This window comes from Streptomyces sp. NPDC057287, assembly GCF_042667905.1.
In the GTDB taxonomy this organism is placed as follows: Bacteria; Actinomycetota; Actinomycetes; order Streptomycetales; family Streptomycetaceae; genus Streptomyces.
The window spans coordinates 127,754-152,181 of record NZ_JBHUYV010000014.1; the positions used below are offsets into that span (position 1 = coordinate 127,754).

The 24,428-nt window shown below is 71.7% G+C and carries 21 protein-coding genes; 4 read left to right on the forward strand and 17 right to left on the reverse strand.

What is annotated here, in order from left to right; genetic code table 11:
- Positions 1-4 precede the first annotated feature (4 nt).
- Positions 5-1,228 carry an acyl-CoA dehydrogenase family protein gene (locus ACFUNE_RS25820; RefSeq protein ID WP_383572647.1) on the forward strand — a complete coding sequence of 408 codons (1,224 nt, stop codon included), beginning with the start codon at positions 5-7 and terminating at the stop codon, positions 1,226-1,228.
- 93 nt (positions 1,229-1,321) lie between these two features.
- Here the strand turns inward: ACFUNE_RS25820 and ACFUNE_RS25825 are convergent, their stop codons facing one another.
- From ACFUNE_RS25825 to ACFUNE_RS25890, 14 genes are all read right to left on the reverse strand, one after another.
- Positions 1,322-2,428 (reverse strand): pectinesterase family protein, encoded by a 1,107-nt coding sequence (locus ACFUNE_RS25825; RefSeq protein WP_383572650.1) that lies wholly within the window; start codon positions 2,426-2,428, stop codon positions 1,322-1,324.
- A gap of 96 nt (positions 2,429-2,524) precedes the next feature.
- A complete protein-coding gene (locus tag ACFUNE_RS25830) occupies positions 2,525-3,853 on the reverse strand; it encodes a polysaccharide lyase family 1 protein (RefSeq protein ID WP_383572653.1) in 1,329 nt (442 codons plus the stop codon).
- Positions 3,854-3,911: 58 nt separating this feature from the next.
- On the reverse strand, positions 3,912-4,736 hold the full coding sequence (locus ACFUNE_RS25835; RefSeq protein ID WP_383572656.1) for a rhamnogalacturonan acetylesterase: 825 nt from the start codon (positions 4,734-4,736) through the stop codon (positions 3,912-3,914).
- 129 nt (positions 4,737-4,865) lie between these two features.
- Positions 4,866-6,200, reverse strand: a complete 1,335-nt coding sequence (locus ACFUNE_RS25840; protein WP_383572659.1) for an ABC transporter substrate-binding protein — start codon at positions 6,198-6,200, stop codon at positions 4,866-4,868.
- A gap of 278 nt (positions 6,201-6,478) precedes the next feature.
- A complete protein-coding gene (locus ACFUNE_RS25845; RefSeq protein WP_383572662.1) occupies positions 6,479-8,029 on the reverse strand; it encodes a family 43 glycosylhydrolase in 1,551 nt (516 codons plus the stop codon).
- Positions 8,026-8,850 (reverse strand): PmoA family protein, encoded by an 825-nt coding sequence (locus ACFUNE_RS25850; RefSeq protein WP_383572665.1) that lies wholly within the window; start codon positions 8,848-8,850, stop codon positions 8,026-8,028. Before ACFUNE_RS25850 ends, ACFUNE_RS25845 begins: the two co-directional genes overlap by 4 nt.
- Entirely contained in the window at positions 8,847-10,019 is a 1,173-nt protein-coding gene (locus ACFUNE_RS25855; protein ID WP_383572668.1) for a Gfo/Idh/MocA family protein, read from the reverse strand. Before ACFUNE_RS25855 ends, ACFUNE_RS25850 begins: the two co-directional genes overlap by 4 nt.
- Before the next feature lie 115 nt (positions 10,020-10,134).
- A complete protein-coding gene (locus ACFUNE_RS25860; protein ID WP_383572671.1) occupies positions 10,135-11,052 on the reverse strand; it encodes a carbohydrate ABC transporter permease in 918 nt (305 codons plus the stop codon).
- Complete coding sequence (locus tag ACFUNE_RS25865; protein WP_383572674.1) at positions 11,049-11,987, reverse strand: carbohydrate ABC transporter permease; 939 nt, start codon at positions 11,985-11,987, stop codon at positions 11,049-11,051. The genes ACFUNE_RS25860 and ACFUNE_RS25865 overlap by 4 nt, the downstream gene beginning before the upstream one ends.
- A gap of 121 nt (positions 11,988-12,108) precedes the next feature.
- Positions 12,109-13,845, reverse strand: a complete 1,737-nt coding sequence (araD, locus tag ACFUNE_RS25870; RefSeq protein WP_383572677.1) for an L-arabinonate dehydratase — start codon at positions 13,843-13,845, stop codon at positions 12,109-12,111.
- Positions 13,842-14,744 carry a dihydrodipicolinate synthase family protein gene (locus ACFUNE_RS25875; protein WP_383572952.1) on the reverse strand — a complete coding sequence of 301 codons (903 nt, stop codon included), beginning with the start codon at positions 14,742-14,744 and terminating at the stop codon, positions 13,842-13,844. The genes araD and ACFUNE_RS25875 overlap by 4 nt, the downstream gene beginning before the upstream one ends.
- A gap of 50 nt (positions 14,745-14,794) precedes the next feature.
- Positions 14,795-15,451, reverse strand: a complete 657-nt coding sequence (locus tag ACFUNE_RS25880) for a GntR family transcriptional regulator (protein WP_376370738.1) — start codon at positions 15,449-15,451, stop codon at positions 14,795-14,797.
- Between the two features lie 242 nt (positions 15,452-15,693).
- Positions 15,694-16,878 carry a hypothetical protein gene (locus tag ACFUNE_RS25885; RefSeq protein ID WP_383572681.1) on the reverse strand — a complete coding sequence of 395 codons (1,185 nt, stop codon included), beginning with the start codon at positions 16,876-16,878 and terminating at the stop codon, positions 15,694-15,696.
- On the reverse strand, positions 16,875-17,834 hold the full coding sequence (locus ACFUNE_RS25890) for a 5-dehydro-4-deoxyglucarate dehydratase (RefSeq protein WP_383572684.1): 960 nt from the start codon (positions 17,832-17,834) through the stop codon (positions 16,875-16,877). Before ACFUNE_RS25890 ends, ACFUNE_RS25885 begins: the two co-directional genes overlap by 4 nt.
- A gap of 333 nt (positions 17,835-18,167) precedes the next feature.
- Between ACFUNE_RS25890 and ACFUNE_RS25895 the strand changes: the two genes are divergently transcribed.
- The 3 genes from ACFUNE_RS25895 (at position 18,168) to ACFUNE_RS25905 (ending at position 20,551) form a co-directional block, all read left to right on the forward strand.
- Entirely contained in the window at positions 18,168-18,977 is an 810-nt protein-coding gene (locus tag ACFUNE_RS25895; protein ID WP_383572687.1) for an NAD-dependent epimerase/dehydratase family protein, read from the forward strand.
- Between the two features lie 49 nt (positions 18,978-19,026).
- Positions 19,027-19,260 (forward strand): hypothetical protein, encoded by a 234-nt coding sequence (locus ACFUNE_RS25900; protein ID WP_383572690.1) that lies wholly within the window; start codon positions 19,027-19,029, stop codon positions 19,258-19,260.
- 64 nt (positions 19,261-19,324) lie between these two features.
- Positions 19,325-20,551: a TerD family protein gene (locus ACFUNE_RS25905; protein WP_383572693.1), complete on the forward strand. Its 1,227-nt coding sequence runs from the start codon at positions 19,325-19,327 to the stop codon at positions 20,549-20,551.
- Between the two features lie 137 nt (positions 20,552-20,688).
- Here ACFUNE_RS25905 and ACFUNE_RS25910 read toward each other — a convergent pair whose 3' ends face one another.
- From ACFUNE_RS25910 to ACFUNE_RS25920, 3 genes are all read right to left on the reverse strand, one after another.
- Positions 20,689-20,919 carry a hypothetical protein gene (locus ACFUNE_RS25910; RefSeq protein ID WP_014156926.1) on the reverse strand — a complete coding sequence of 77 codons (231 nt, stop codon included), beginning with the start codon at positions 20,917-20,919 and terminating at the stop codon, positions 20,689-20,691.
- A 79-nt stretch (positions 20,920-20,998) separates the two neighbouring features.
- Positions 20,999-22,579, reverse strand: a complete 1,581-nt coding sequence (locus tag ACFUNE_RS25915; RefSeq protein ID WP_383572696.1) for a TROVE domain-containing protein — start codon at positions 22,577-22,579, stop codon at positions 20,999-21,001.
- Positions 22,580-22,918: 339 nt separating this feature from the next.
- Positions 22,919-24,370, reverse strand: a complete 1,452-nt coding sequence (locus ACFUNE_RS25920; protein WP_383572955.1) for an alkaline phosphatase PhoX — start codon at positions 24,368-24,370, stop codon at positions 22,919-22,921.
- Positions 24,371-24,428 lie beyond the last annotated feature (58 nt).

Below are 24,428 nucleotides of genomic sequence, written 5' to 3' on the forward strand. Positions count from 1 at the left end.
GACCATGAACGAACACCCCCGCTCCGACGACAGCACGCCGGCCTTCCCGGGCATCGCGTCCCGGGCCGCGGCCACCGACACCGAAGGCCGGATACCGGCCGCGAACTGGGAGGAACTGGTCGACAGCGGCTATCTGCGGCTGTTCCACCCGGCGGAGGCCGGCGGCTCCGGCGCCGACGCCGACGCCCGGTTCGACGCCATGGAGGCGCTGGCCAGGGCCTGTTCGGGTACGTACTGGTCCGCGACGGTGTCCGCACTGCTGTGCGGCAGTCTCATCGCCACGTACGGCAGTCTCCGCGAGCACGAGCGGCTGCTGCGCCCGCTGCTGTCCGGCGAGCAGACGGCCTGCTTCGGCATCGTCGAGCCGACGGCCGGCAGCGACGCGAGCACGTACCGCACCACGGTCCGCCCGTCGGGCCGGCCCGGCGGCGGGTACGTCATCCGGGGCGAGAAGTCCCGTATCACCAACGCCCCGACCGCGGACCTGTCCGTGACCCTGGCCCGCCGCGACAAGGGCCCCGGTGACGACGGCCCCGACTGGTGCTTGGCCTTCGTGAACCTGCGCCGGCCGGGGGTGCAGCGCTACGAGACCCCGCACATGGGCCTGCGTGCGATGCCGTGGGGCGGGCTGGTCTTCTCGGACGCGTACGTCCCCGAGGCGGACGTCGTCCCGGTCCCGTTCCAGGCGCTGTCGGACGGTATGACGTGGGGCTGGCTGCTGGTGTCGATCGCGGCGATCGCGACCGCCGAGGCGGCGCTCACGGCGTCGGTGCGCCACGCCCAGGCGCGGGTCTCCTTCGGGCGCGCCCTGGCGCACATGGAGGGGGTCCAGGCCCAGCTGGCCGATTCCCGGGCGCAGCTGGACGCGGCCCGGACACTCGCCCGCCGGGCCTTGCGTGAGCGTGCTTCGGGCAACCCGGCGCGGCAGCTGATCGGCATGCTCAAGGTGTACGCCACCGAGCTCGCCGTGGAGATCACCCAGCGGGCGGTGCAGATACACGGGGCGTTCGGCGTGACCCAGGGCCACGAGGTGGAGCGCCACTACCGGGACGCCCAGATGAACGTCATCGGTGCCTTCGCCTCCAACCGCCTGCGCGAGCAGCTGGCCGAGGGCCTGGGCCTGGGACCGGCGGCCTACCGGCAGTTCGACTGGCTGGCCCCGACGGGGCTGCGCCACCACCCGGTGAGCCTGGACGGCGGCCCGCGCACGGTGCCCGCGGTGGCGTGACGCAGAGCGCCGGAGGGCTTCCCCCCGGTGGCCCCCGCGCCGGGAGACCTCCTCCCGGCGCGGCAGCGCCTCTCCGCCGGGTGGTCCCGGGGGTCACGCCCAGGGGCGCCAGTCGCCGAGGTAGTCCGCCGGGGTGTGCGCGCGGGCCTCGGAGGCGGTCATCTGCGGGCGGTTGCCGGGCACGGTGACGCGTGCGCCGGGGCCGGTGTTGCGGTACTCCGCGAAGCGCTGGTCCTGCCAGGGGAAGCCCGCGGACATCGTGCCGTACGGGGTCACCGCGTCGATGCCCGCACCCAGGTGGCTGTCGCGGACGGTCAGCATCGGGTGCGCGGTGAGGTCCGAGGAGGGCACCCAGGGGCGGGCCAGCTTGTAGTAGCCGTCGGGAGCGTTGCCGGTGATCCGGGAGCGCTGGACCAGGTAGCCGTGCGGGTTGGCTCCGGCGGTGCTGGGTGCGAAGACGAAGCCGTACGGGGCGGACGCCAGGTCGGTGCGGGTCAGGGTGCGGAAGCTGCAGCGGTCGAAGACGGCCGTGGCGCGGCCGAAGACGAAGTCGACGTCGCCCTCCACGGAACAGTCGCGGTAGTACTGGCGGGCGAAGGCGGTGAGGGCGAGCGTGTCGGCGTACAGGGTGTCCTGGTGGCCGAGGAAGCGGCAGCCGTAGAACGCCGAGCGGTCGCCCTGCACCTTGATCGCGACGGCCTGGGTGCCGGTGTACTCCGGGTTGTCGGAGCGCAGCCAGTCGTTGGCGAAGGTCACGTCCAGGGCCGTGAAGTCCGCGGCCTGGACGGTGACGGAGGCGGATCCGCTGGTCCCCAGGGTGCCGGAGCCGTCGGGCTTCGGGGTCCCGGCCGCGTCGCCGTGGACGAGGACGGTGTCGCGCGGGTCGCCGCTCGCACCGATCAGGGTGAGGCCGGTCCGGTCGGCGGGGACGGAGAGCTTCCCCCGGTAGGTGCCGGGGGCGATCACCAGGGTGCGGCCCGGGCCGGTGGCCGCGTCGAGGGCGGACCGTACGTCGGTGAAGTCGCCCCTGCCGTGCGGATCGACGTACAGCGTCAGGGCGTCCGGGCGGCGCGACGGGGAGCCGTGGCGACCGAAGGGGTGCCGCGGGCGCGGCGGCCGGGCGTGGGCGGTGGGTGTGCCGAGGGCGAGGGCGGCGCCCGCCCCCGCGAGCAGGGTCAGGGCGCTGCGTCTGCTGGGCATGGCGGTACTCCTTGCGTGGATGAGCGGGCCGGAGCGGCGCCTTCCGGGGTGGTGGAAGGGTGCGGTGCCGCTCCGGCCGGTTCCGGGGGGGTGGGGTCAGCGGACCAGCGGCTTGCCGGCTCCCGCGCCGAGGCCCACCAGGAGCGGGACGACGAGCGGGTGGGCGACCGCGGTGCGCAGCGTCGGGGTCCAGCCGGCGCCCTCGGTGAGCTGCTCGGCGGGCACGCCCGCGTTGTGCACGGCGATCAGGTCGGTCTTCCGCCCGTTGACGTAGTTGTCGCCCGCCGTGAGGGAGGACTCGGACCACTTCTTGAGGATGGTCGCCTTGTCGAAGCCGGAGGGCACGGTGAACGCGTTGTGCTCGGCGACGAGCTTCGACTCGGCGCCGATGCCGTACGTGTAGCCGTAGGCGGCGCCCCTGCCGGCGACGAAGAGGTTGTTGTACGAGTCGACCTGGCCGAAGCGGACGCGGGGCGCGCGCTCCTTCACGTCCTTGAAGAGGTTGTGGTGCAGCGTGACGCGGAGCTTGCCCCGGTCGCTGGCCCCGGCACCGTCGCTGTTGCCGATGAGCATGGTCTTGTCGTGGTCCTTGAGGACGTTCCACGACACGGTGACCAGGTCGGCGCCGCGCACGATGTCGAAGAGGCCGTCGTGCTGCTGGTACACCTGCCCGAAGTAGTGGGGCTGGTCGGCGTCGGGGCGGTCGCCGTCGCCGAAGGTGTTGTGGTCGACCCAGACGTGGCTGGAGCCGTGGACGACGAGGTTGTCGTACTCGGAGTTCCAGGCACCCAGGTCACCGTCGGTGGGGTCCCACTGCGGGAAGCAGTCGTAGGTGTCCTCGAAGGAGATGTTGCGGACGATGACGTCGGAGACGTTCTTCACCTGGAGGCTGGCGCCGATGATCGTGGCGTCCTTGCCGACGCCGACGAGCGTGGTGTTGGACGGGACGTTCACGTTGACCGCGGCGGCCTGCAGCTTCGCGGACGCGACACGGGCGTCCTCCAGCGGCCCCGAGGGGACCTCGTCCGTGCCCCAGACGGCCGGGTCGTAGGCCGCGAGGTACTTCTCCAGGGTGTAGCCGCCCTGCTGGTACGCCTCGCACCCGATCGGGGTGCCCGCGGCGTCGGAGTTGCCGTGGACGGTGCCGGCGATCCTGACGATCTTCGGTGCGTCCCCGGCGTCCTCGAAGGCGGCGATGAGCTCGGCCCGGTTGGTGACGGTGTAGACGTGCTCGGGGGTGGCGTCCGCGCCGCCCCTGGTGGAGCCGTCGGCGGAGGCCCAGCCGTCGCCGGCCGGGAGCACGGAGCGCTCGATGCCCTTGCCGTGGTGGGTGGTGGCCTGGGCGGGGACGCTCACGGCGAGGGCGAGCGAGGCAGTGCCCATCACCACGGCGATGGCGCGGACGTGTCTCATGCGTGCGGGCATGGCGGATCCCTAACTGTCGTACGGGGAATGGGATGTGGAGGAGAGCGAGGAGCGGGGATCAGGCCTGCGGCCAGGTGATCCGGCTCCCGGGCACCGTCTCGTCGAGGCGGCGGAGGTCACGCGGGGCGAGCACGCGCCCGTGCAGCAGGGCGCGGGCCGTCGTCCTGGCGACGTCGACGGCGCCGTCCGGACGGAAGTGGGTGTTGTCCTGCTTGCCGTCGGGGTAGTTCGGCGACTCGCCGGGCTCCAGCCAGTTGAAGTACGCCTCGGTGCCGTCCGGGCCGAGCTCCTGCCATCGGGCGAGGGACAGTGCCTGGACGTCGATCAGGGCCACACCCTCCTCGGACGCCAGGGCGCGCATCGCGGCGGGGTACTCCCCGTGGGTGGGCTTCGCCGTGCCGTCCTCGGCGAAGCGCCGGCGTTCGACCGGGGTGATCAGCACGGGCTCGGCGCGCCGGGCGCGGGCGCCCCTGACGTACTGGCGCAGGTACTCCTGGTAGGTGGTGTACGGGTCGGTGCCGCGGGCCGGGTCCTCGGTCTTCTCGTCGTTGTGACCGAACTGGATGAGGACGAGATCACCCGGACGGACGCCTTCCAGGAGGGCGGTGAGACGGCCCTCGTCGATGAAGCTCTTCGAACTCCGGCCGTTCATAGCATGGTTGGCGACGGTGAGGCCGCGGCCGAGGAAGAACGGGAGAGCCATGCCCCAGCCGGTCTCGGGCGCGGCGTCGGCGTACTTCTGGGCGGCCGTGGAGTCACCGGCGATGTGGAGCGTACGGGGTCGGGGCCCGCCCCCGCCGCCGTGGGCGAGCGCGGGTGTGGCGGAGAGGGCGAGGGGCAGCGCGAGGAGCGCGGCCGCCGTCCGTCTACGGGTGAGTGACACAGGTCGACTGCCTCTCTCGGAGGAGAAACGTGTGGTGGTGCGCTGGAAGAGGGACCGGCGGCGGGGTGCGACCCGGACCGCCGCCGGTCCCCCGGTTCATGGGGGTGGGGCCGGCTACGACGGCCGGGGTCAGCCGTTGCCCAGTTCCTTCCACTCCTTCTGGGCGGCGTTCAGCTCCTCGGCCATCTTGTCCAGGAACGCCTCGGCCGTGATCTTGCCGAGGAGCAGCTTCTGGAACTCCGGCTCGTTGTCGGCCTTGCTGATGTTGTTCCAGTCGGGCAGGTAGTACGGCAGGTCGACGATCTTGGTGGATCCGTCGGTGAGGGCCTTCGCGGCGAGCGCGGTCGGCTCCGTCTCACCGATCCACGGGTCCTTGGCCGCCTCGGTGTTGGCCGGAATGGCGCCCGCGGACTCGTTCCACTTGCTGTTGGACTCGTGCGAGGCCGCGAACTCGATGAACTTCCAGGCCGCGTTCTTGTTCTTGCTGGACCGGAAGAGACCGAGGCCGTCGACGGGGTTGGAGACCTGGACGCGGGTGCCGCCCTCCCCGATGGGCGCGGGTATCCCGGCGAACTTCTCCTCGCCCAGGGCCTTCAGGTGGTCCTGGTAGGAGCCGAGGTTGTGGCTGAGCATCCCGATGGTGCCGGAGTCCCACTGGGCGACCATCTTGGTGAAGTCGTTGTTGACGTCGGCGGAGGGCGTCGTCTTCTTGAAGAGGGCGGCGTACTTCTCCAGTGCCGCGACGTTCTTCGGGTCGTTCAGTGTGGTCTTCTCGCCGTCCCAGAAGGCCGTGATGCCGGTCTGCCCGTAGATCGCGTCCAGGGCCTGGGCGATGGAGCCCGCGCCACCGCGGATGGTGTAGCCGAACTTGTTGCTCTTCGCATCCGTCAGCTTGTCGGCGGCCTCGTAGAACTTGGGCCAGGTGGTGGGTGCGTCCAGGCCGGCCTTCTCGAACAGGTCGGTGCGGTACCAGAGCGCGCCGTTGTTGGCCGAGGTGGGCACGGAGTACAGGTCGTCGCCCCGTCCGGCCGCGGATCTGACGCTCTCGACCATGCCCTCGACGAGCTTGCCCTTCAGCGGCGACCCGTCCAGCCGGTCGTTGACCGGCTCCAGGGCCTCCTGGGAGACCATGTTCGCCAGGTACGCGGTGCCGACACCGCCCACGTCGGGGAGCCCGCCGCCCGCGATGGCCGTGTCGTACTTCGACTGGACGTCGGCGATCGGGATCGGGACGTACTTGACCTCGATGTCCGGGTTCTTCTTCTCGAAGTCCTTGATGATCTCGGTCCAGATCGCGGTGCGCGGGCCACCGTTGTTGTCCCAGAAGGTGATCTCGCCCTTCCCGCTGCCCTCCGTGCCGGAGTCGCTGCCGTCGTCGCCACAGGCGGTGGCCCCGAGGGCCAGGACCGCAGTGAGGGACACCGCGGTCGCGGCACGCCCCCGGAGCGTCTTCGAGATGTTCATGTCGGCTCTTCTCTCTCGGAATCTGTACGCGTACGTGGGGGGAGGTCAGTGGTGTGCGCGGTGCGGTGCCGGGATACGGGACCGCACCGGACCGGCTCGGCCGGTGTGTCGTCCCGGCGGGTGTGCCGGACGCCCCCGTGGCAGCTGTTTCCGACGGCCGCCGCCGTGGCTCCGCGCATGCGGGAGGGCGGCGGGGGTGAAGGCGGTGAACGGTGTTCTCGCTCTGGTGCGCTCGGTACGGAGGTGCGTCATTGCGGCTCCCATACAGCGGTGCGGGGTCAGACGGTGCGAGGTCTTCCGGTGGTGCGGAACGCGGTGAAACCGGCGGTGCCGGAGGGCCCCGAGCCGGCCGGTGCGGTGGCGAAGAGGCCCAGCAGTGCGCCGACCCACCGCCAGGGGGTGGCGGCGAAGACCTGTCCGGACGCCCTGAATCCGGCACCGTCGCCGGTGTCTGCGGAGAAGCGGCAGCGGGCGCCCCGGGTGACCTCGATCCGGACCCTGACGGCGGCGCCGGGTGCGGGGCGGGGGTGCTCGGCGTCCCGCTCGTGCTCGGCGACGGTCTCGGCGTACCGGTGGACGAGCTGTGCCGTCCCGTCGGTCCCGGCCTCCAGGCCGATCCACGAGAAGGCGTCCCCGAGCACGGCGAGCCCGGCCTTGGCACCCGGTTCGCCGGTGTCGAGCGTGATGCCCACCTCGACGGTGAACTCCTCGGCGGGCAGCCGCTGCACCAGGACGTTGGGCAGGGCCCGCAGATCGTGCGCGTACGCGGTCCGCACGCAGCTGAGGCGCAGCCCGTCACCCCCGTGGCCGACCGTCCAGCCGGGCCGCGGATTGGCCGTCCACTGCCACTGACGGCCGTACCGCCCGCCGGGGAAGTCGTCGCTGGAGGCCGGCGCCCCGGCGGTCTGCTCCGGGGCCTTCGGGCTGCGGTGGGTGAGGACGGGTTCGCCCTCGTCGCCGATGACCGGCCAGCCGTCCCCGCCCCAGCGCATCGGCTGGAGGTGGACCACGCGGCCGTACGCTCCGCGGGCCTGGAAGTGCAGGAACCAGTCCTCCCCCGCCTCGGTCCTGACCCAGCCGCCCTGGTGCGGGCCGTTGACCTCGGTGCCGCCCTGGGCGAGGACGACCCGCTCCTCGTAGGGGCCGGTGAACGTCCGGGAGCGGAAGGCACCCTGCCAGCCGGTCTCCACTCCCCCGGCGGGGGCGAAGATCCAGAAGTGGCCGTCGTGCCGGTAGAGCTTGGGGCCCTCCAGGGTGAACCAGCCCGGGATCGTGTCGGCGTCGATCAGGGTCGCGCCCTCGTCGAGGAGTTCACGGCCGTCGGGGCTCATCCGGTGGCCGGTGAGCCGGTTCTTGACGCCCGAGCGCGACTTGGCCCACGCGTGGACCAGGTAGGCCTCACCGGTCTCCTCGTCCCACAGCGGGCAGGCGTCGATCAGGCCCTTCCCCGCCTTGACGAGGTGCGGCGCGCTCCAGGGGCCCCGGACGTCCTCGGCGTTGATCTGCTGGATGCCGTGGTCGGGGTCCCCCCAGAAGATCCAGAAGCGTCCGGCGTGGTGGCGCAGCGAGGGTGCCCACACCCCGCAGTCGTGGCGCGGCACGGCGAAGTCCGCGTCGGGCCGGAGCCGGTCGAGGGCGTGGCCGATCAGGGTCCAGTTGACCAGGTCTCGGGAGTGCAGCAGGGGCAGTCCGGGGACCCGGCCGAAGCTGGACGCGGTGAGGTAGTAGTCGTCGCCGACGCGCACGACGTCCGGGTCGGACCAGTCGGCGTTCAGGACCGGGTTGCGGTAGGTGCCGTCCCCGAGGTCGGATCTCCAGGGCATCGTCATGCGGCGACCGCCTTGCGGACGAGGGCTGCCGCGGTGTCCCGGCCGAGGCGTCCGTCGGCGACGACGGTGACGACCCTGCGCACGACGGTGGCTCCGGCGGCGACGGGGAGCCGCCGGTCCGCGGCGAGCGAGGAGCCGACGCCCGGGTACTCGGTGGTCCGCACGAACCACGGGTCGCGCCGGGTCTCGTCGGTCGCGCCGGCGAAGACGAGCGTCCAGCCGTCCCCGGCGAGGGCCAGCCAGTCGGCGGCCCTGCCGTGCACGGCCTCCTCGCCGTCGAGCGTGCCGCTGAAGACGGCGGGCGGCGCGGCCTCCTTGGGGGCGCGCCAGAAGAATCCGCCGTATCCGGCGCCGGGGCGGCCGTTGGTGGCGGGGCTGCCGATGGAGAGGTCCGTGCTGCCGCGGTTGGTGAGCGAGAAGGAGAAGTCCAGCGCCCAGGCGGCGGCGGAGAGTTCGGCGGTGGCGACGGTGCGGTGCTCGCGCAGCAGCTCGGCGCCGCCGGCCTCCCAGCTGAGCTCCTCCACGAAGCCGTCCGGGTCGCGGAGCTTCCAGCCGAGGTGGCGCTGCGTCCCGTGGTTGTCGAGTGCGGTGGGTCCCTGGCCGCGGACGTAGGTGCGCCCGCCCCAGAAGTTGTGTCCGGCCACGTCGGGCACCGCGACGGAGGCGCCCAGGTGGTGGATGTGGTCGGCCGGGCGCTCCTCGGTGACGGGGGTGCCCGCGAGGGTGGTGACGGGGTGCAGATAGGGGCGGCCGGCCGCGCCGTCCCGGTAGCCGTAGCGGCCGACGGGGCGTCCGGCGCAGCTGAGGAGTGCGGTGGTCATGGGGTGCTCACCTCGCTGGGGCGCGCCCAGGAGGCGCCTAGTTCGGAGAAGAGGGTGAGGGTGTCGGCCGCGGTGGCGACGGTCCCGTCGATGCCGCGCACGATGCGCCGCACGCCGTCCCCCTGGTCGGCGGGCCGGGTGTGCCAGGCGGTGGGAGGCAGTGCGGTGGGCTCGGGGGAGGTGCGCACGGCTTCCAGGACCCGCATGAAGGCGCCGGTGCGCTCCGGCGGTACGAGGAGCGCGGTGCCGTGCTCCAGGTGCCCGACGAGGTTCTCCAGCAGGTCGGTCCGTCCGTGCACGGCCTCCTCCGGGCCGTGTCCGGCGCGCTGGACCAGGACCCGGTCCTGCTTGTACCAGAAGGTGATGCGGCCGCGGTCGCCGTGGACGATCACGTACGGCTCGCCGGCCTCCTCGGCGCAGAGGGTGACCGCGACGGTGACCGGCATCCCGTCGGTGGTGGTGATCCGGACGCAGCTGGTGTCGTCGGACTCGATGTCGTGGGCCCGGAAGAGCTCGGTCTCGATGGACGCCACCTCCTCGGCCGTTCCACGGCCCGCGAGTTCGAGTGCGGTGGCGACGGCGTGGGCCAGGGGGTTGGTGAGCACCCCGTCGACGACGTCGGTCCCGCCCATCCTGCGGCGCCCTGCCCAGGGGGCCCGCCGGAAGTAGGCGTCGTCGCGGACCCAGGCACCCGCCGCGCCGACGCCCCGGACGGAGCCGATCGCGCCGGAGGCCACGAGGCCCTTGATCGCCGCCACGGCGTGCGAGCCGAGGGACTGGAAGCCGATCTGGCAGGCGACCCCCGCCGCCCGCACCCCTTCGGCCATGCGGGCGTAGTCGTCCCAGGTCGCGGCCGGCGGCTTCTCCAGAAGGAGGTGGACGCCCCGGGACGCCGCGGTCAGGGCCAGCGCGGTGTGCGTGGGGATGGGGGTGCAGATGACGGCGACGCGTGCGCCGGTGGAGTCCAGGAGGGCCCCGAAGTCCGCGGACTGCTCGGGCGTCTCCCCTGCGAACAGGTCGAGTTCGGCGTCGGTCAGCGGGTTCAGCTCGCAGACCCCGGCCAGCCGGACCAGCCCCTGGTGCTGGAGCCTGCGGATGTTGGCGAGGTGCCAGCGGCCGTGGCCGCGGGCTCCGGCCAGGACGACGGGGACGGGGGTGGTCGCGCTCATCGGTCCGCCCTCCCCGCTCCGGCCCCACGGGCCGTCCCGGCGGCGACGCGGGCCGTCCCGGCCCCACGGGCCGTCCTGGCGGCGGCTCGGGAGTGGAGCTTCCAGGTCATGTCCGTCATCCCTTCACGGCGCCGGCGCTGAAGCCGGTGATGAGCCACTTCTGGATGAAGGCGAAGACGATGACCACCGGTACGGCGGCGATGACTCCGCCCGCGGCCAGCGCCCCCAGGTCGACGCTGTCGGCGCCGATGAGGGTGTTGAGGCCGACCGGGATCGTCTGCTTGTCCTGTTCGCTGAGGAACATCAGGGCGAACAGGAAGTGGTTCCAGCTGTGGACGAAGGCGAAGGAGCCGACGGCGATCAGCCCGGGGCGCAGCAGCGGCAGGACGACGGCGCAGAACGCCTTGAAGCGCGAGCAGCCGTCCACCCAGGCCGCCTCCTCGAGGGAGACCGGGACGTTCTTGATGAAGCCGCTGATCAGGATGATCGACAGCGGGAGCTGGAAGACGGTCTCCGCGATGACGACGCTGCCCAGGGAGTTGATCATCTGGAGGTTCTTGAAGATCTCGAAGAGCGGCACGAGCATCAGGGCGCCCGGGATGAACTGCGAGCAGAGCAGCGCCAGCATGAAGGCGCCCTTGATCTTGAAGTCGAACCGGGCCAGGGCGTAGCCGCCGGCCAGCGCGACCAGGGTCGTGGCGATCAGCGTCGCGACGCCGACGATCATGCTGTTCTGGAAGAAGAGGGCGAAGCTGCGCTCGTTCCAGACCTTGGAGAAGTGGTCCCCCGTCATGGGCCAGGGCACCAGGGAGGTGGAGCCGGCGGGCCGTACGGCGAAGAGGAACATCCAGTAGAACGGGATGAGCGTGAAGAGCAGGTAGATGCCGAGCGGCACATAGATCTGCCAGCGCGGTACGTCGTCGAAGGCGCGCTCGCGCTTGCTGCGGCGGTGCGAGGAGGGCGGCGGGGCGTCGTTCCCCCGGGACGGTCCCGCCGTGCGGGCACCGTTCTTCTCTACGAGTGCGGCAGTCACTTGTGGTCGCCTCCGAACTTGCTCAGGCGCAGATAGACGATCGAGCAGAACAGGAGGATCACGAAGGCCACGGTGGTGAGCGCGGACGCGTACCCGAAGTCGTGGCCCTCGATGCCGGTATTGGCGACGTAGAGCGGGAGCGTGGTGGTCTCGCCCGCCGGTCCGCCGCCGGTGAGGGTGTAGAGCAGGTCCACGTTGTTGAACTCCCAGACCCCGCGGAGCAGGGTGGCGAGGATGATCGCGTCGCGCAGGTGCGGGAGCGTGATGTGGAAGAACTGCCGCATCCGGCCCGCGCCGTCCACCGACGCCGCCTCGTACAGCTCCTTGGAGACGGACTGCAGGTCGGCGAGGATGAGGATGGCGAAGAAGGGCACTCCGCGCCAGAGTTCGGAGACGGTCGCCGCCCAGAAGACGGTCCCGGTGTCGGAGAGGACCGAGGTGCCGTACTCACCGATCCCGGCGTCCGCGAGGTAGCGGCTGAAGCCGGTCGAGGAGTTGTACAGCAGGATCCAGATGGTGCTGGTGAGGACGCCGGAGACGGCCCAGGGCGAGAAGACCATGGCGCGGGATATCCCGCGGCCGATGAAGCTCTGGTTGACGATCAGCGCGAGAGCGAGGCCGAGCGCCAGCTGCAGGGTCACCTGGGTGAAGACCCACTGGGCGCTGAAGCCGAGCGTCGACCAGAACTGGTCGTCCTCGGTGAAGATCCGGGTGAAGTTGTCGAAGCCGGCGAAGCCGTTCCGCCACGGCTTGGTGACGTTGTAGTCCTGGAGGCTGTAGTAGAAGACGCTGATCACCGGATAGGCGATGAAGCCCAGCATCAGCAGGCCCGCGGGCGCGATCAGCAGATACGGCAGTCGGCGGGGGGTGGCCGAGCGGCGCTTGGACGCCTTCCCCTTGGGGGGCGGTGTGGCCACGGCTGCGGATTGGGCCATGACGCGTCTCCGATCTCTGGAAAGTGCTGGATGTGCCGTGCTTTCGGTGCATGGTGCAAGCGCTTACCGCATGCCGTTCGGTATCCCGGACGGATCGGTGCGCGGAATCCTCTTAGCCCGGTCAGCCCGCGTACGGGTCGGGCACTTCTCCCTGCCGGGCCAGGAACGTGAAGTCGCAGCCGGTGTCGGCCTGGGTGATCTGGTCCTGGTAGAGCGCCCCGTAACCGCGCCCGTAGCGGGCGGGCGGCTCGGTCCACCGGGACCTGCGGAGCTCCAGCTCCTCGTCGGAGACGTCGAGGTGGAGCAGCCGTGCCTCGACGTCCAGCGTGATCAGGTCCCCGGTGCGGACCAGGGCCAGCGGGCCGCCGACGAAGGACTCGGGCGCGATGTGCAGGACGCAGGCCCCGTAACTGGTGCCGCTCATCCGGGCGTCGGAGAGCCGCACCATGTCCCGTACGCCCTGCTTCAGCAGGTAGTCGGGGATCGGCAGCATGCCGTACTCGGGCATCCCGGGGCCGCCCTTGGGGCCGGCGTTGCGGAGCACCAGCACATGGTCCGGGGTGAGGGCCAGGGCCGGGTCGTTGATGGTGCGCTGCATCTCCTTGTAGTCGTCGAAGACGACCGCGGGTCCGGTGTGGCGCAGCAGGTGGGGCTCGGCGGCGATGTGCTTGATGACCGCGCCGTCCGGGCAGAGGTTGCCGCGCAGGACGGCGACACCGCCCTCCTGGGCCAGCGGGTTGTCCCGCTCCCGGATGACGTCGGTGTTGTGGACGAGCGCCCCGTCCAGCTGTTCGCGCATGGTGGTGTGCGTGACGGTGGGCCGGTCCAGGTGGAGCACGTCGGTGAGCCGCGCCAGGAAGCCGGGGAGCCCTCCGGCGAAGTGGAAGTCCTCCATCAGGTACTTCCCGCCGGGGCGGAGGTTGGCGAGGACGGGCACGGTGCGGGCGATGCGGTCGAAGTCGTCCAGGGTGAGCTTCACGCCGGAGCGGCCCGCCATCGCGATCAGGTGGATGACGGCGTTGGTGGAGCCGCCGAGCGCGAGGACGGTGGCGACCGCGTCCTCGTAGGCGTCCGCCGTGAGGATCCGCGACAGCTTCAGCTGCTGCCACACCAGTTCGACGATCCGGATCCCGGACTGTGCCGCCATCCGGTCGTGACCGGAGTCCACGGCCGGGATGGACGAGGCACCCGGCACCGTGACGCCCAGCGCCTCCGCGGCGGCCGTCAGGGTCGAGGCGGTGCCCATCGTCATGCAGTGACCGGGAGAGCGGGCGAGCCCGTTCTCCAGCTCGGCCATCTCGCAGTCGCCGATGAGACCGGCCCGCTTGTCGTCCCAGTACTTCCACATGTCGGTGCCGGAGCCCAGGACCTCGTCGCGCCAGTGGCCCGGCAGCATCGGCCCCGCGGGCACGAAGACCGTCGGCAGGTCGACGGACGCGGCGCCCATCAGCAGCGCGGGAGTGGACTTGTCGCAGCCGCCGAGCAGCACGGCGCCGTCGACGGGGTAGGAGCGCAGCAGCTCCTCCGTCTCCATCGCCAGCATGTTGCGGTAGAGCATCGGGGTGGGCTTCTGGAAGGTCTCCGAGAGCGTGGAGACCGGGAATTCGAGCGGGAAACCGCCCGCCTGCCAGACGCCCCGCTTGACCGCCTGCGCGCGCTCGCGCAGATGGACGTGGCAGGGGTTGATGTCGGACCAGGTGTTGAGGATCGCGATGACCGGCTTGCCCAGGTGCTCCTCGGGGAGGTAGCCCAGCTGCCGGGTGCGGGCGCGGTGGCTGAAGGAGCGGAGCCCGTCCGTGCCGTACCACTGGTGACTGCGCAGCTCCTCGGGGGCGATGCGCCCTCCCGCGCCTGTCATATCGACCACCCGGCGACGAGGGAGGCGACCTCGGCGCGCTGCGCCTCCGGCAGCACCCTGCTGGGCGCGCGTACGTCGCGGCGGCAGAGCCCGAGGGAGGCCAAGGCCTCCTTGACGACCGTCACGTTGTTGGCGGACTGCGCGTCGGCGCGCAGGTCCTCGAAGCGGCGGATCTGCTCCCAGACCTTCATCGCCGCGAGGTAGTCGCCCGCACGGAGCGCCTCGATCATGGCGAGCGAGACACCGGGGGCGACGTTGACGAGTCCGGAGGTGAATCCGGTGGCGCCGGTGGCGAAGTAGGAGGGGGCGTACAGCTCGGCGAGCCCGGCGACCCACACGAAGCGCTCCAGGCCGGCGTCGCGGGTGAACGCGCCGAAGCGGGCGGCGTCCGGGACGGCGTACTTGACACCTATGACGTTGGGGCAGCTGTCGGCGAGCTCGGCGAGGCGCTCTCCGGCGAGCAGCGGGTTGCGGACGTACGGGACGACGCCGAGCCCGGGGACGGCCTCGGCGATGGCCCGGTGGTAGTCGACCCAGCCGTCCTGCGAGACGTAGGGGTGCACCGGCTGGTGCACCATCACCATCTCGGCTCCCGCGTCCCTGGCGTGCTCGGCCGCGGCCACCGCCGTCGGCACGTCGTGGCCGACGCCGGCCAGGACGGTGGCACGGCCGCCCGCCTCCTCGACGGTGAGCTCGACGACGGTCCGCCGCTCGTCGGGGGTGAGCGCGTAGAACTCACCGGTGTTGCCGTTCGGGGTGACGATGCGGACGCCGCCGTCGAGCAGCCGTCGCAGCAGGGCGCGGTGCGCCGGGATGTCGATGCCGCCGTCCTCGGCGAACGGGGTCACCGGGATCGCCACAACGTCTGCGAGGGCCGCCTTCAGCGGGGAGAAGTCCATGCGGACTGACCTTTCGTCGAGGTGCTGGTGATCCATGTCCAGCTGGTGGTTCACGTCGTGTCACCCCCGTCTTCGTCGTCGGGGAAGGCACGGCGTACGAACGATGCGATGTGGTCGTGCAGGGCCCCCGCGGCGGCGTCCGCGTCGTCGGCCAGGGCGAGGCGCAGGATCTCGCGGTGCTCGGCCGCCTCGCGCTCCCAGGAGGGGATCGCCGACCAGGCCACGGTCGAGACCAGGGCGGCCTGGTCGCGGATCTCGTCGAGCATCCGGGCGAGGAGCGGGTTGCCGCAGGGCAGGTAGAGGGCCCGGTGGAAGTCCCGGTTGGCGAGCGACCTGTCCGCCTTGTCGACCGCCGAGTCGGAGCGCTCCAGGGCCTCCTGGGCCGCTTCCAGCGAGACCTTGCGGGTGATGGAGCGGCGCAGCGCCTCCGGTTCGAGGAGCAGGCGCACGTCGTACACCTCCCGGGCCATGGTCGCGTCCACGAGCCGCACGGTGGCACCCTTGTACTGGCTCATGACCACGAGCCCGGTGCCCGCGAGCGTCTTCAGCGCCTCGCGGACGGGCGTCTTCGACACCCCGAACTGCGCGGCGAGTTCGGTCTCCACGAGTGCCTGTCCTGGCTTCAGCTGTGCGGTGAGGATGGCGTGCTTGATCGCCTCCAGCACGTACTGGGTCCGGGACGGAATCGGGGCAGGCGCAAAGGTCATGGGTGAAGAGCTCTCGCATCTCGCGTATCGCGTCTCATATATGACGTACGAAGTACGACGCGATGAAGCTAGAGGGGGTGGGAATGTTTCGTCAACGCTTCTGGCAAAAGAAGTTCGCCGATCACGGATCCCGGGGGCTCGACCGCCTGTCGGTCCGGCCACGCGGCCGGGGCGCGCAAACGACGCAGGCCCCCGGCCGTATGCCGGGGACCTGCGCGTCGAGGGTGGGAGACGTTCCGCGATCAGCCTCCGCGGACCGCCGAGAGGGCCTTCCTGACGGCGTCCAGGTCGGGTCCGGAGGCGAGACCCGCGTGGTACAGGCGCAGCTGGTCCGCGCCGAGCGAGGCCGCGTGCGCGGCGTCCCGCTCCAGCGTGCCGGGGCTGCCGCCCATGCCGCTCACCACGTTGAAATTCGCGGCCAGCACCCCCGACAGCCCCGCGAACGGGCCGAGCACCGCCTCGCGCGCCGCGTCACCCCCGGTGCAGGGCAGCACGACCCCGTCCGCCGTGGACAGGATGTGGGCGGGGTCCGTGCCCACGTTGGCGCCGGTGCGGTAGGAGGCGGGGTCGGCGTGCAGCAGGACCTGGAAGTCCGGCCCCGCCGCCGTGGCCCGCACGGCGGCGACCGCCGCCTCCTGGAGCCCTCTGGCCACCTGTCCGCGCCATCGCAGGGTGGCGTCCGCGAAGCCCGCGCCGAGCAGCTTCTCCACCCCTGACCAGCCCTGCTCCGCGGACCCCTGCCCGGCCCAGACCGGTTCCAGGGCACGGCGCACGGCGGCCCGCAGCTCCTCCGCGTCCAGGCCCGCCGAGGCGTACCCGGCACGGCAGTCGGCGCAGAAGCAGAGGGACATCAGATACTGCGCCGCGTCCCCCAGCGCGACCCCGGAGACCTTGTCGTGGGCGTGCAGATGGGCGAAGCCGTACCAGCCGCACGACTCCAGCTCGGTGCCCGACGCCCCGGGGCGTACGGCCGCCTCCGCCGCGAGGCCCACCAGGTAGGCGTGGACGGCGGGCCGGGCGATGCACGGCGCCCAGGGATAGCGGTCGCCGTAGGCGTTGACCACTGAGGTCTCGGGATGCTCCGCGCCCATACGGGAGCTGTGCGCCAGCACCACCCAGGAGTGCACCTGGAGGCCGGCCCCGGCCAGGGCCCCGGCCGCCTCGGCCCACGGGTCGTCCCCCGCCACCCAGGACTGCCTGTACGGGCGCAGGCCCCGCCCCGCCCACCGCGCGGCATCCGGCGGGTAGAGCACCGCCGCGTGTTCGGCGGTGACGATCCGGCGGTCCGGGTGACGCGGGGTCAGGGCCCGGGTGGAGTGGTAGGCGGAGGCGAGGGTCACCTGCTGGACACCGAGTCCGGCGAGGCGCGAGGCGGCGTCGGGGTCCCCCACGACGTCCCAGGGATACAGGAAGGCGGAGGCCTTCACTTCGCCTCCTCCGCGCGGTACTTCTCCAGCAGCGCGCGGCCGTTCGCGATGATCGAGGCCAGCTCCTCGACGTGCTCGGCCGGCGGCTCGGTGAGCGGGGTGCGCACCGGGCCGACGTCCAGGCCCTCCAGCCGGACGGCGGCCTTCACCAGCGACACCGCGTATCCCCGGCCCTTGGCCCGCAGCTCGACGAGCGGCCGGTAGAAGTGGTCGAGCAGTGCGTTGACCAGGTCGTCGTCGCCGGATTCCAGTGCCCGGTAGAAGGCCAGGGCGATGTCGGGGGCGAAGGCGAAGACGGCGGAGGAGTAGAGGGTCACGCCGATGCCGCGGTACGCGAGGCCGGTGAGCTCGGCGGTGGGCAGCCCGTTGAAGTACAGGAAGTCCTCGCCCGGCAGTCCGGTGCGTACGGCGCTGACGATGCGCTGCATCAGGTCGAGGTCGCCGCAGCCGTCCTTGAGGCCGATGATCCCGGGGGTCCGGGCCAGGGCGACGACGGTCTCCGGGGTGAAGACCGCGTTGTCCCGCTGGTAGACGACGGTCTCCAGGGAGGTGGCGGCGGCGAGGGCGGTGTAGTGCGCCAGCAGCCCCTCCTGGCCGGCGACGACGAGATAGGGAGGCATGGCGAGGAGCCCGTCCGCGCCCGCCTCCTCGGCGAGCTTCGCGAACTGGACGGCGAGAGCCGTGCCGTAGCCGGCTCCGGCGACCACGGGCACCTGCCCCGCGGTCTCCTCGACGGCCGCCCCGACGACGAGCCGGAACTCCTCCGGCGTCAGGGCGTGGAACTCGCCGGTGCCGCAGCAGGCGAAGACCGCCGCCGCGCCGGCGTCGATCCCCGCGCGCACGTGCGCGCGAAAGGCGTCGAGGTCGACGGTGCCGTCCGGCCCGTAGGCGGTGACGGGGAAGAAGAGCGGCCCGGCGACGTCGGTGAGTCGGGCGGCAAGGGGGGCTGAGGTCACGGGCGCTCCCTGAGCAGATTCCGGCGTGCACAATTATGATCGGTGTCCATATTTCTGAACGCCGCCACGCTAAGGCAGCCGCGCTGCGCTGGTCAAGACATGAACGCCCGACCCCGGGACGAACCGACCGGGAGCGAGCGACACTTGACGCAGCCCGCCACGAGTTCTTAGCGTGTCCACGCATGTGAATGACGTCCACGAGTTTGACGCACCGGTCGGTCGTGCGACACCCGCATGCCCCACGCACCCCGCTGTCCTCCCGTACGGCCCCACGCAGCACAGCACCGCACCGTCCGCGCACGCGCCCTGCGCCCGCACCGAGGAGATTCCCGTATGCCAGCTCCCCGCACCGTCCTTCTCACCGGCGCCGCCGGCGGCCTCGGCACGCTGATGCGAGGGCTGCTCCCCGCTTACGGCTACGACCTCCGGCTCTTCGACGTCACCCCCATCGAGGGCGAACCGGACGCCGTCACCGCCGACCTCGGCGACCGGGCCGCACTGCGGGAAGCCGTACGGGGCGTCGACGCGGTCATCCACCTCGCGGGTATCTCACTCGAAGCCTCGTTCGACAAGATTCTGCGCTCCAACATCGAGGGCACCTACAACCTCTACGAGGCGGCGCGCGAGGAGGGTGTCGGGCGCATCGTGTTCGCCTCCTCCAACCACGCCATCGGCTACACACCGCGCCCGCTCGCCGGCGACCCGCTGATCCCCGTCGACACCCTCCGCCGCCCCGACACCTTCTACGGCCTGTCGAAGTCCTTCGGTGAGGACCTCGCCCAGTTCTACTGGGACAAGCACGGAGTGGAGACCGTCTCCGTGCGCATCGGCTCCTGCTTCATGGAACCGACCTCGGTGCGGATGCTCTCCGTCTGGATGAGCCCCGGCGACGGAGCCCGCCTCTTCCACGCGGCCCTGACCGCCGAGGACGTCCGGCACACCGTGGTCCACGGCTCGTCCGACAACACCCGTCTGTGGTGGGACCTGACGACCGCGCGCTCGCTCGGCTACGACCCGCAGGACGACTCCGAGCAGTACGCGGAGAAGCTCGTCGCCGAGCACGGCGAGCTGGACCCGGAGAACCCCGACCACGCCCACCTCGGCGGCCACTTCGTCACGGACCCGCCGATCTGGCCCTACTGACCGCGAAATCCCCGCGACATAGCACCGCGGGGGCGGGCACCATACGTCCATGCCGAGACCTTCCGGATTCCAGTACGAGCAGCACGGCGACGCGAGCGTCACCCTCACCCACCACGGCCGCCCCGCGGGAACCCTGCGCGGCGGCCGGGCGGAGAAGTTCCTGGCGGAGGTGGTGTCCGGCGACGCCCAGCTCGTCATGGCTCGCTGGACCGGCGCCTACAGGCACGGGAACGAGCGCACCGCCCGGGACCACCCCCGCAACCGGGCCCGCGGCGGCCGCTGAGCCGTCCGGATCACCCGCCCGAAGGTAAGGGAACGGCAAAGAGGGGTCGTTCGTTACCCCGTGCATGACCGCAATGACCCCCGGCTCGAACATCCCTCTCTCCGCCGTCCGCGTGGCGGTGGACGTCGCCGCCCCCGTGCGGCTCGACGTCTCGGGCCTGCTGCTCACCGCCGACGGCAAGGTGCGCTCCGACGACGACTTCATCTTCTACAACCAGCCCTCGGGCCCCGGCGTGACCTACCGCTCGGGCGGCGGCTCCGCGCCCGACGCGATCGTCGTGGACACCACGGCGGTCCCCCCGGGCATCGAGAAGATCGTGGTCACCGCGAGCCCCGACGCCGCGGGCCAGACCTTCCAGGGCGTCGAGCCGACCGCCACCGTGCGCGACGCGGACGACGGCAGCGCGCTCGCCACGTTCACCCCGCCGCAGCTGGGGGGCGAGACGGCGCTGGTGGTCATCGAGATCTACCTGCGCAACGGCGCCTGGAAGGCCCGAGCGGTCGGCCAGGGCTATGCGAACGGGCTGGCCGGCATCGCCACGGACTTCGGCGTCTCGGTGGAGGAGCCCGCCGCGGCGGCGGCGCCCGCCCCGGTGGCAGCACCCGTCGCACCGCCCGCTCCCCCGGCCGCCGCACCCGTGGACCCCCGGATCGCTCCGCCGGCGCCCGTCTCGCCGCCCGCGCCGCCGGCACCGCCCGCGCCCGCCGGCTCCGGCAAGATCAACCTCGACAAGGGCCGGGTCAGCCTCCAGAAGAACCAGACGGTCTCCCTGGTCAAGGGCGGCAGGCCGCTGCTCTCGCAGGTCAAGATGGGCCTCGGCTGGGAGCCCGCGTTCCGCGGCAAGGACATCGACCTCGACGCCTCGGTGATCGCCTTCGGCCCCAACCGCAATCACCTGGACAGCTGCTACTTCGGCAAGCTCTCCATCCTCAACGGCGCGATCAAGCACTCCGGCGACAACCTCACGGGTGAGGGCGCGGGCGACGACGAGGTGATCGTCGTGGACCTCGGCCGGATCCCCGCCGACGCGACCGGCCTGGTCTTCACGGTCAACTCGTTCACCGGGCAGAAGTTCACCGAGGTCGCCAAGGCCTACTGCCGGCTGATCGACGCGGCCACCGGCGAGGAGCTGGTCCGCTTCGACCTGACCGGAGCGGAGCCGCAGACGGGCGTGATGATGGCCAAGCTGATCAAGCAGTTCTCCGGCGAGTGGGAGATGACCGGAATGGGCGAGTTCGTGAAGTCTCGGACCGTTCGCGGCATGGTCAAGCCCGCCGCGAAGGCCCTGTAGGGGATCGCGCCGGACACGCCTCCCGGCCGCCGGAAACCGCCCCCGGAACGGCTTCCGGGGCACCCGACGGGTCTCCCCTCAGGTGCCCCGGATCCGGAGAGTCTCCGGTGGGACGCTGTACGTGCTCGTCCGCTCTCTCAGAGCTTGGTCAGCTTGGAATACGGGCTCAGGATCCTCCCCTGTCGCCCCGAGAAGTCGATGAGCACTGCGTCGTTGTCGCCCTCGACAGCAAGGACTCGCCCGAGTCCGAACTGGTCGTGCGACACCCTGTCGCCCACATCGAAGCATTCGACCGGTGGGGCCGCCTGGGCCGGGCGGTTGAAGGGACTGGAAGGCAGGTGACGCCGGGAACCGGCTGACTGTTTCATTACGGTCGAGTATGCGCCCTGTAAGCGCCCGACGCCATGCCCGACCGCTCCGGAGGGGGCAGTAGTGCCGGATTCGTAATCAGCGGTTCCAGGGCCAGTCGGCGCTCCTGCCCGCTTCCACCAGGGGCACCATGCGGAACGCGGCGTCGGAAAGACCCCCGAAGGTGTGGCGGTTCTCGCTTCCCGACGGCGCGTGCCCGACCCGGTAGCCGGCGAGGTTCCAGGTGTATACGGGCACGGTCGGCGGGATGCCCTCGGTGGCGTCGCCGTAATGGGTGAACGACGCCTGCTCGTCCGTGACGATCAGCACCCGGTCGTGCGCGCGGAAGTGCTTGCGCACCGCCTGCACAGTTTGGGTGCCGCCGAGACTGCCGAAGCGGTCGAGGATCCGCAGTACGGACTCACTCCGGCGGTACGGCACCGCCGCGCTGCCCGTGCCGAACTCCACCAGATCGGCGTCTGCGGCCCGCAGCGCCAGCGCCGCGCCGAAGACGGCGGCCGCGTCGGCGCGGTTCAGCAGGGACCGGTCCGAGAGCGGCGACCACATCGAACCGGAGCGGTCGACCAGGATCAGGGTGCGGCCGGGCAGCGCGGGAACGTTCGCCAGCGAGTGCCCGAGCGCCTGCTCCAGCGGGTAGGCCCACCGCAGCGACGGCGCGTGCTGGTACGCGGCGAGGTAGCGGAAGGGGAACTGCCGCGAGGCGGCGACGGCGTCCGGGTCGCTGATCCGCGCCGCGACACCGGCCGCGACCTCGTCCGAGACCCCCGCCTCGTCGAAGTTGCGCAGGTTGCGGACGAGCGCCATCGCACCCATGGACGGGATCACGGCCTCCCAGGCCGCGGCGTCCATCGGCCCCTGGAGCCAGCCCGCCAGCGCCTCCCAGGTCATGCCCGCGGCGGCCAGCCGGTCAGCCCCGTCCGGCCCGGTGACCACCGCGCGCCGCTCGGTGACCGGCACCGCCATCAGTGCCCGGTGGGCGGTGAGCGTCCGGTTCGACCCGGGCGGCACCGCGTCCTCGGGGTGGTGCCTGCGGTCCAGGGCGTACTGGAAGAGATCTCCCTGCCACGGCTTGCCGGGGTCGGGCGCGGCGTGCACCAGGTTGAGGACGTCGCCGAAGCGGTAGCCCTTGGACGCGGTGTCGTACTTCAGCAGGGCCCTGCCGCTGTAGAGGCGGCGGACGGCGTCGGCGATCCCCCGCTTGATCGGCTTGGGCACCGCGCGGCCGTACCGCGAGGTCCAGTACCCGAGCAGCTCACCCGGCTCGTCGGGGCGCAGCAGCACGGAGTCCACGACCTGCCGGTTGGACGGGCCGTCCACCGCGCCCGCCTCCAGCCGTGCCCTCACGTACTCGGCGGCCCCGACGACGGACGCGGTGCGCATCCGCCCCTCACGGCGCAGCCAGCTCAGCAGCCCCGCGGTCCACTCGGGGTCCTCGACCGCGAGCGTCCGCACCAGCGTGGCGAAGCGGGTGTCGCGTTCCTCGGTGTCCTCGTGGAAGGTCTCCTGGGACACGAAGTTCGCGACCGCGAGCAGAAAGAGCTCGGAGCGGCTGTCCCGGAGGTGTCCCACGGCGCCCTGGTGGTTCGGCGCGGTGCGCCCGGTCGACCGCACGGGCGAGGTGACATGAGGTCGGGTGGGACGGGTGTTGAAGCGTGCCATGTGAATTCCCCCGAATTCAGGGCGAGGGACGCAGCGGGGAAGGGGTGCCCGAGATCAGGAGTCGGCGACGGTGCTTGTCCGATGCTCTACCCGATTGAGCTACCGGCCGTGGCCGGGCGGGATTCGAACCCGCAACCCTCAGATCCGTAGAAGTATCCGTCGCCTGCGCACCGGGCACCCCGGCGCTTGTGTCTCCCGAGGTCAGGACGGCTGCGGCGGATTTCGGGAAAGGAAGTAGCCGCTGCCTTCGCACCGGGAGGTGCATGTCCATGACCTTAGGAGAAGGGGTGTGCTGTGCGCGAGGGAGTTTTCCTCGCGCACAGCGCTGTGTTCAGGGCGTCAGTGCTTGTCGTGCTGACGCTTCCACGGGCCCGTGATGGCGAGCATGATGCCCGGGGTCTGGATATTGGCGAAGAGCGTCTTTCCGTCCGGCGAGAAGGTGACCCCGGTGAATTCGCTGTAGGAGGGGTCCTCCTCCGTGCCACCGTTCAGCTCGTTGCGCGCGATCGGATAGGTGCGGCCGCTGTCCGTGGCGCCGAAGAGGTGCTGGATGCCTTCGCCGTCCTCGGCGATGACCAGACCGCCGTAGGGCGAGACGGTGATGTTGTCCGGGCCGTCGAGGGCGCCGTCCACGGACGGGTCGGCGTTGACGCCGAGCAGGACCTTCAGGGTCAGCGTGCGGCGCTTGGGGTCGTAGAACCAGACCTGGCCGTCGTGGGCCACGGGGCTCTCGGCACGGGCGAACGAGGAGACGATGTAGGCGCCGCCGTCGCTCCACCACATGCCTTCGAGCTTGCGGGCACGGGTGACCTGGCCGTCGGTGAACTGCTTGCGCACGGAGACGGTCCTCGCGTCCCGGTCGGGCACGTCCACCCAGTCCACGCCGTAGACCGTGCCGACCGCGGTGGCACGGGACAGGTCGTCGACGAACGCGCCGTTCCGGTCGAAGCACTTCGTGGCCTGGAGGACACCGGCGTCGTCGGCGAGGGTACGCAGCTTCCCGCGACCGTGCCTGAAGCCGTGCGGCGGCACCCAGCGGTAGAGCAGGCCGTTGGGGCCGGAGGCGTCCTCGGTCAGGTAGGCGTGGCCCTGCTTCGGGTCGATGACGACGGCCTCGTGGGCGTACCGCCCGAACGCCTTGACCGGGCGCGGGTCGCGGTTGGCCCGCTTGTCGTACGGGTCGACCTCGAAGACGTAGCCGTGGTCCTTGAGGAGACCGTTCTTGCCGGCCTCGTCCTCGGTCTCCTCGCAGGTGAGCCAGGTGCCCCACGCGGTGCTGCCGCCCGCGCAGTTGGTCGACGTACCCGCGATGCCGACCCACTCGGCGGTGCGTCCGTCGCGACGGGTCTCCACGACCGTGCAGCCGCCCGCCGCGACCGGGTCGTAGACGAGGCCCTCGGTGAGCGGCACCGGGTGCTCCCAGCCTGCCCGGACGCCGCTCAGCTCGTGGTTGTTGACGAGGAGGGTGACACCGCGGGCGCCCTCGAAGGCTGCGGTGCCGTCGTGGTTGGAGGGGGTCGGTTCGCCCGTCTCCAGCTTGGTGACACCGCTGTGGGTGATGACCCGGTACGAGAATCCGGCGGGCAGCGCGAGGATGCCCTTCGGGTCGGGGAGCAGCGGGCCGTACCCCAGCTCCTTGCCGTGGCCGTGGCCGTTCCCGTGGCCGTGCCGCGCGTCGTCGGCCGCCAGGGCGCCGGGTGCCGTGGCCAGTGCGCCCACGGCACCGGTCAGGGCTATACCGGCACCGGTGAGGGCGGACTGTCTGCTGAATTCCCTGCGGGTGATCGCCATCGCGGGCTCCTGGTGGTGCGTGGCCGGGTGGGTTGGCGCGATCACGCTCCCTCCCCCA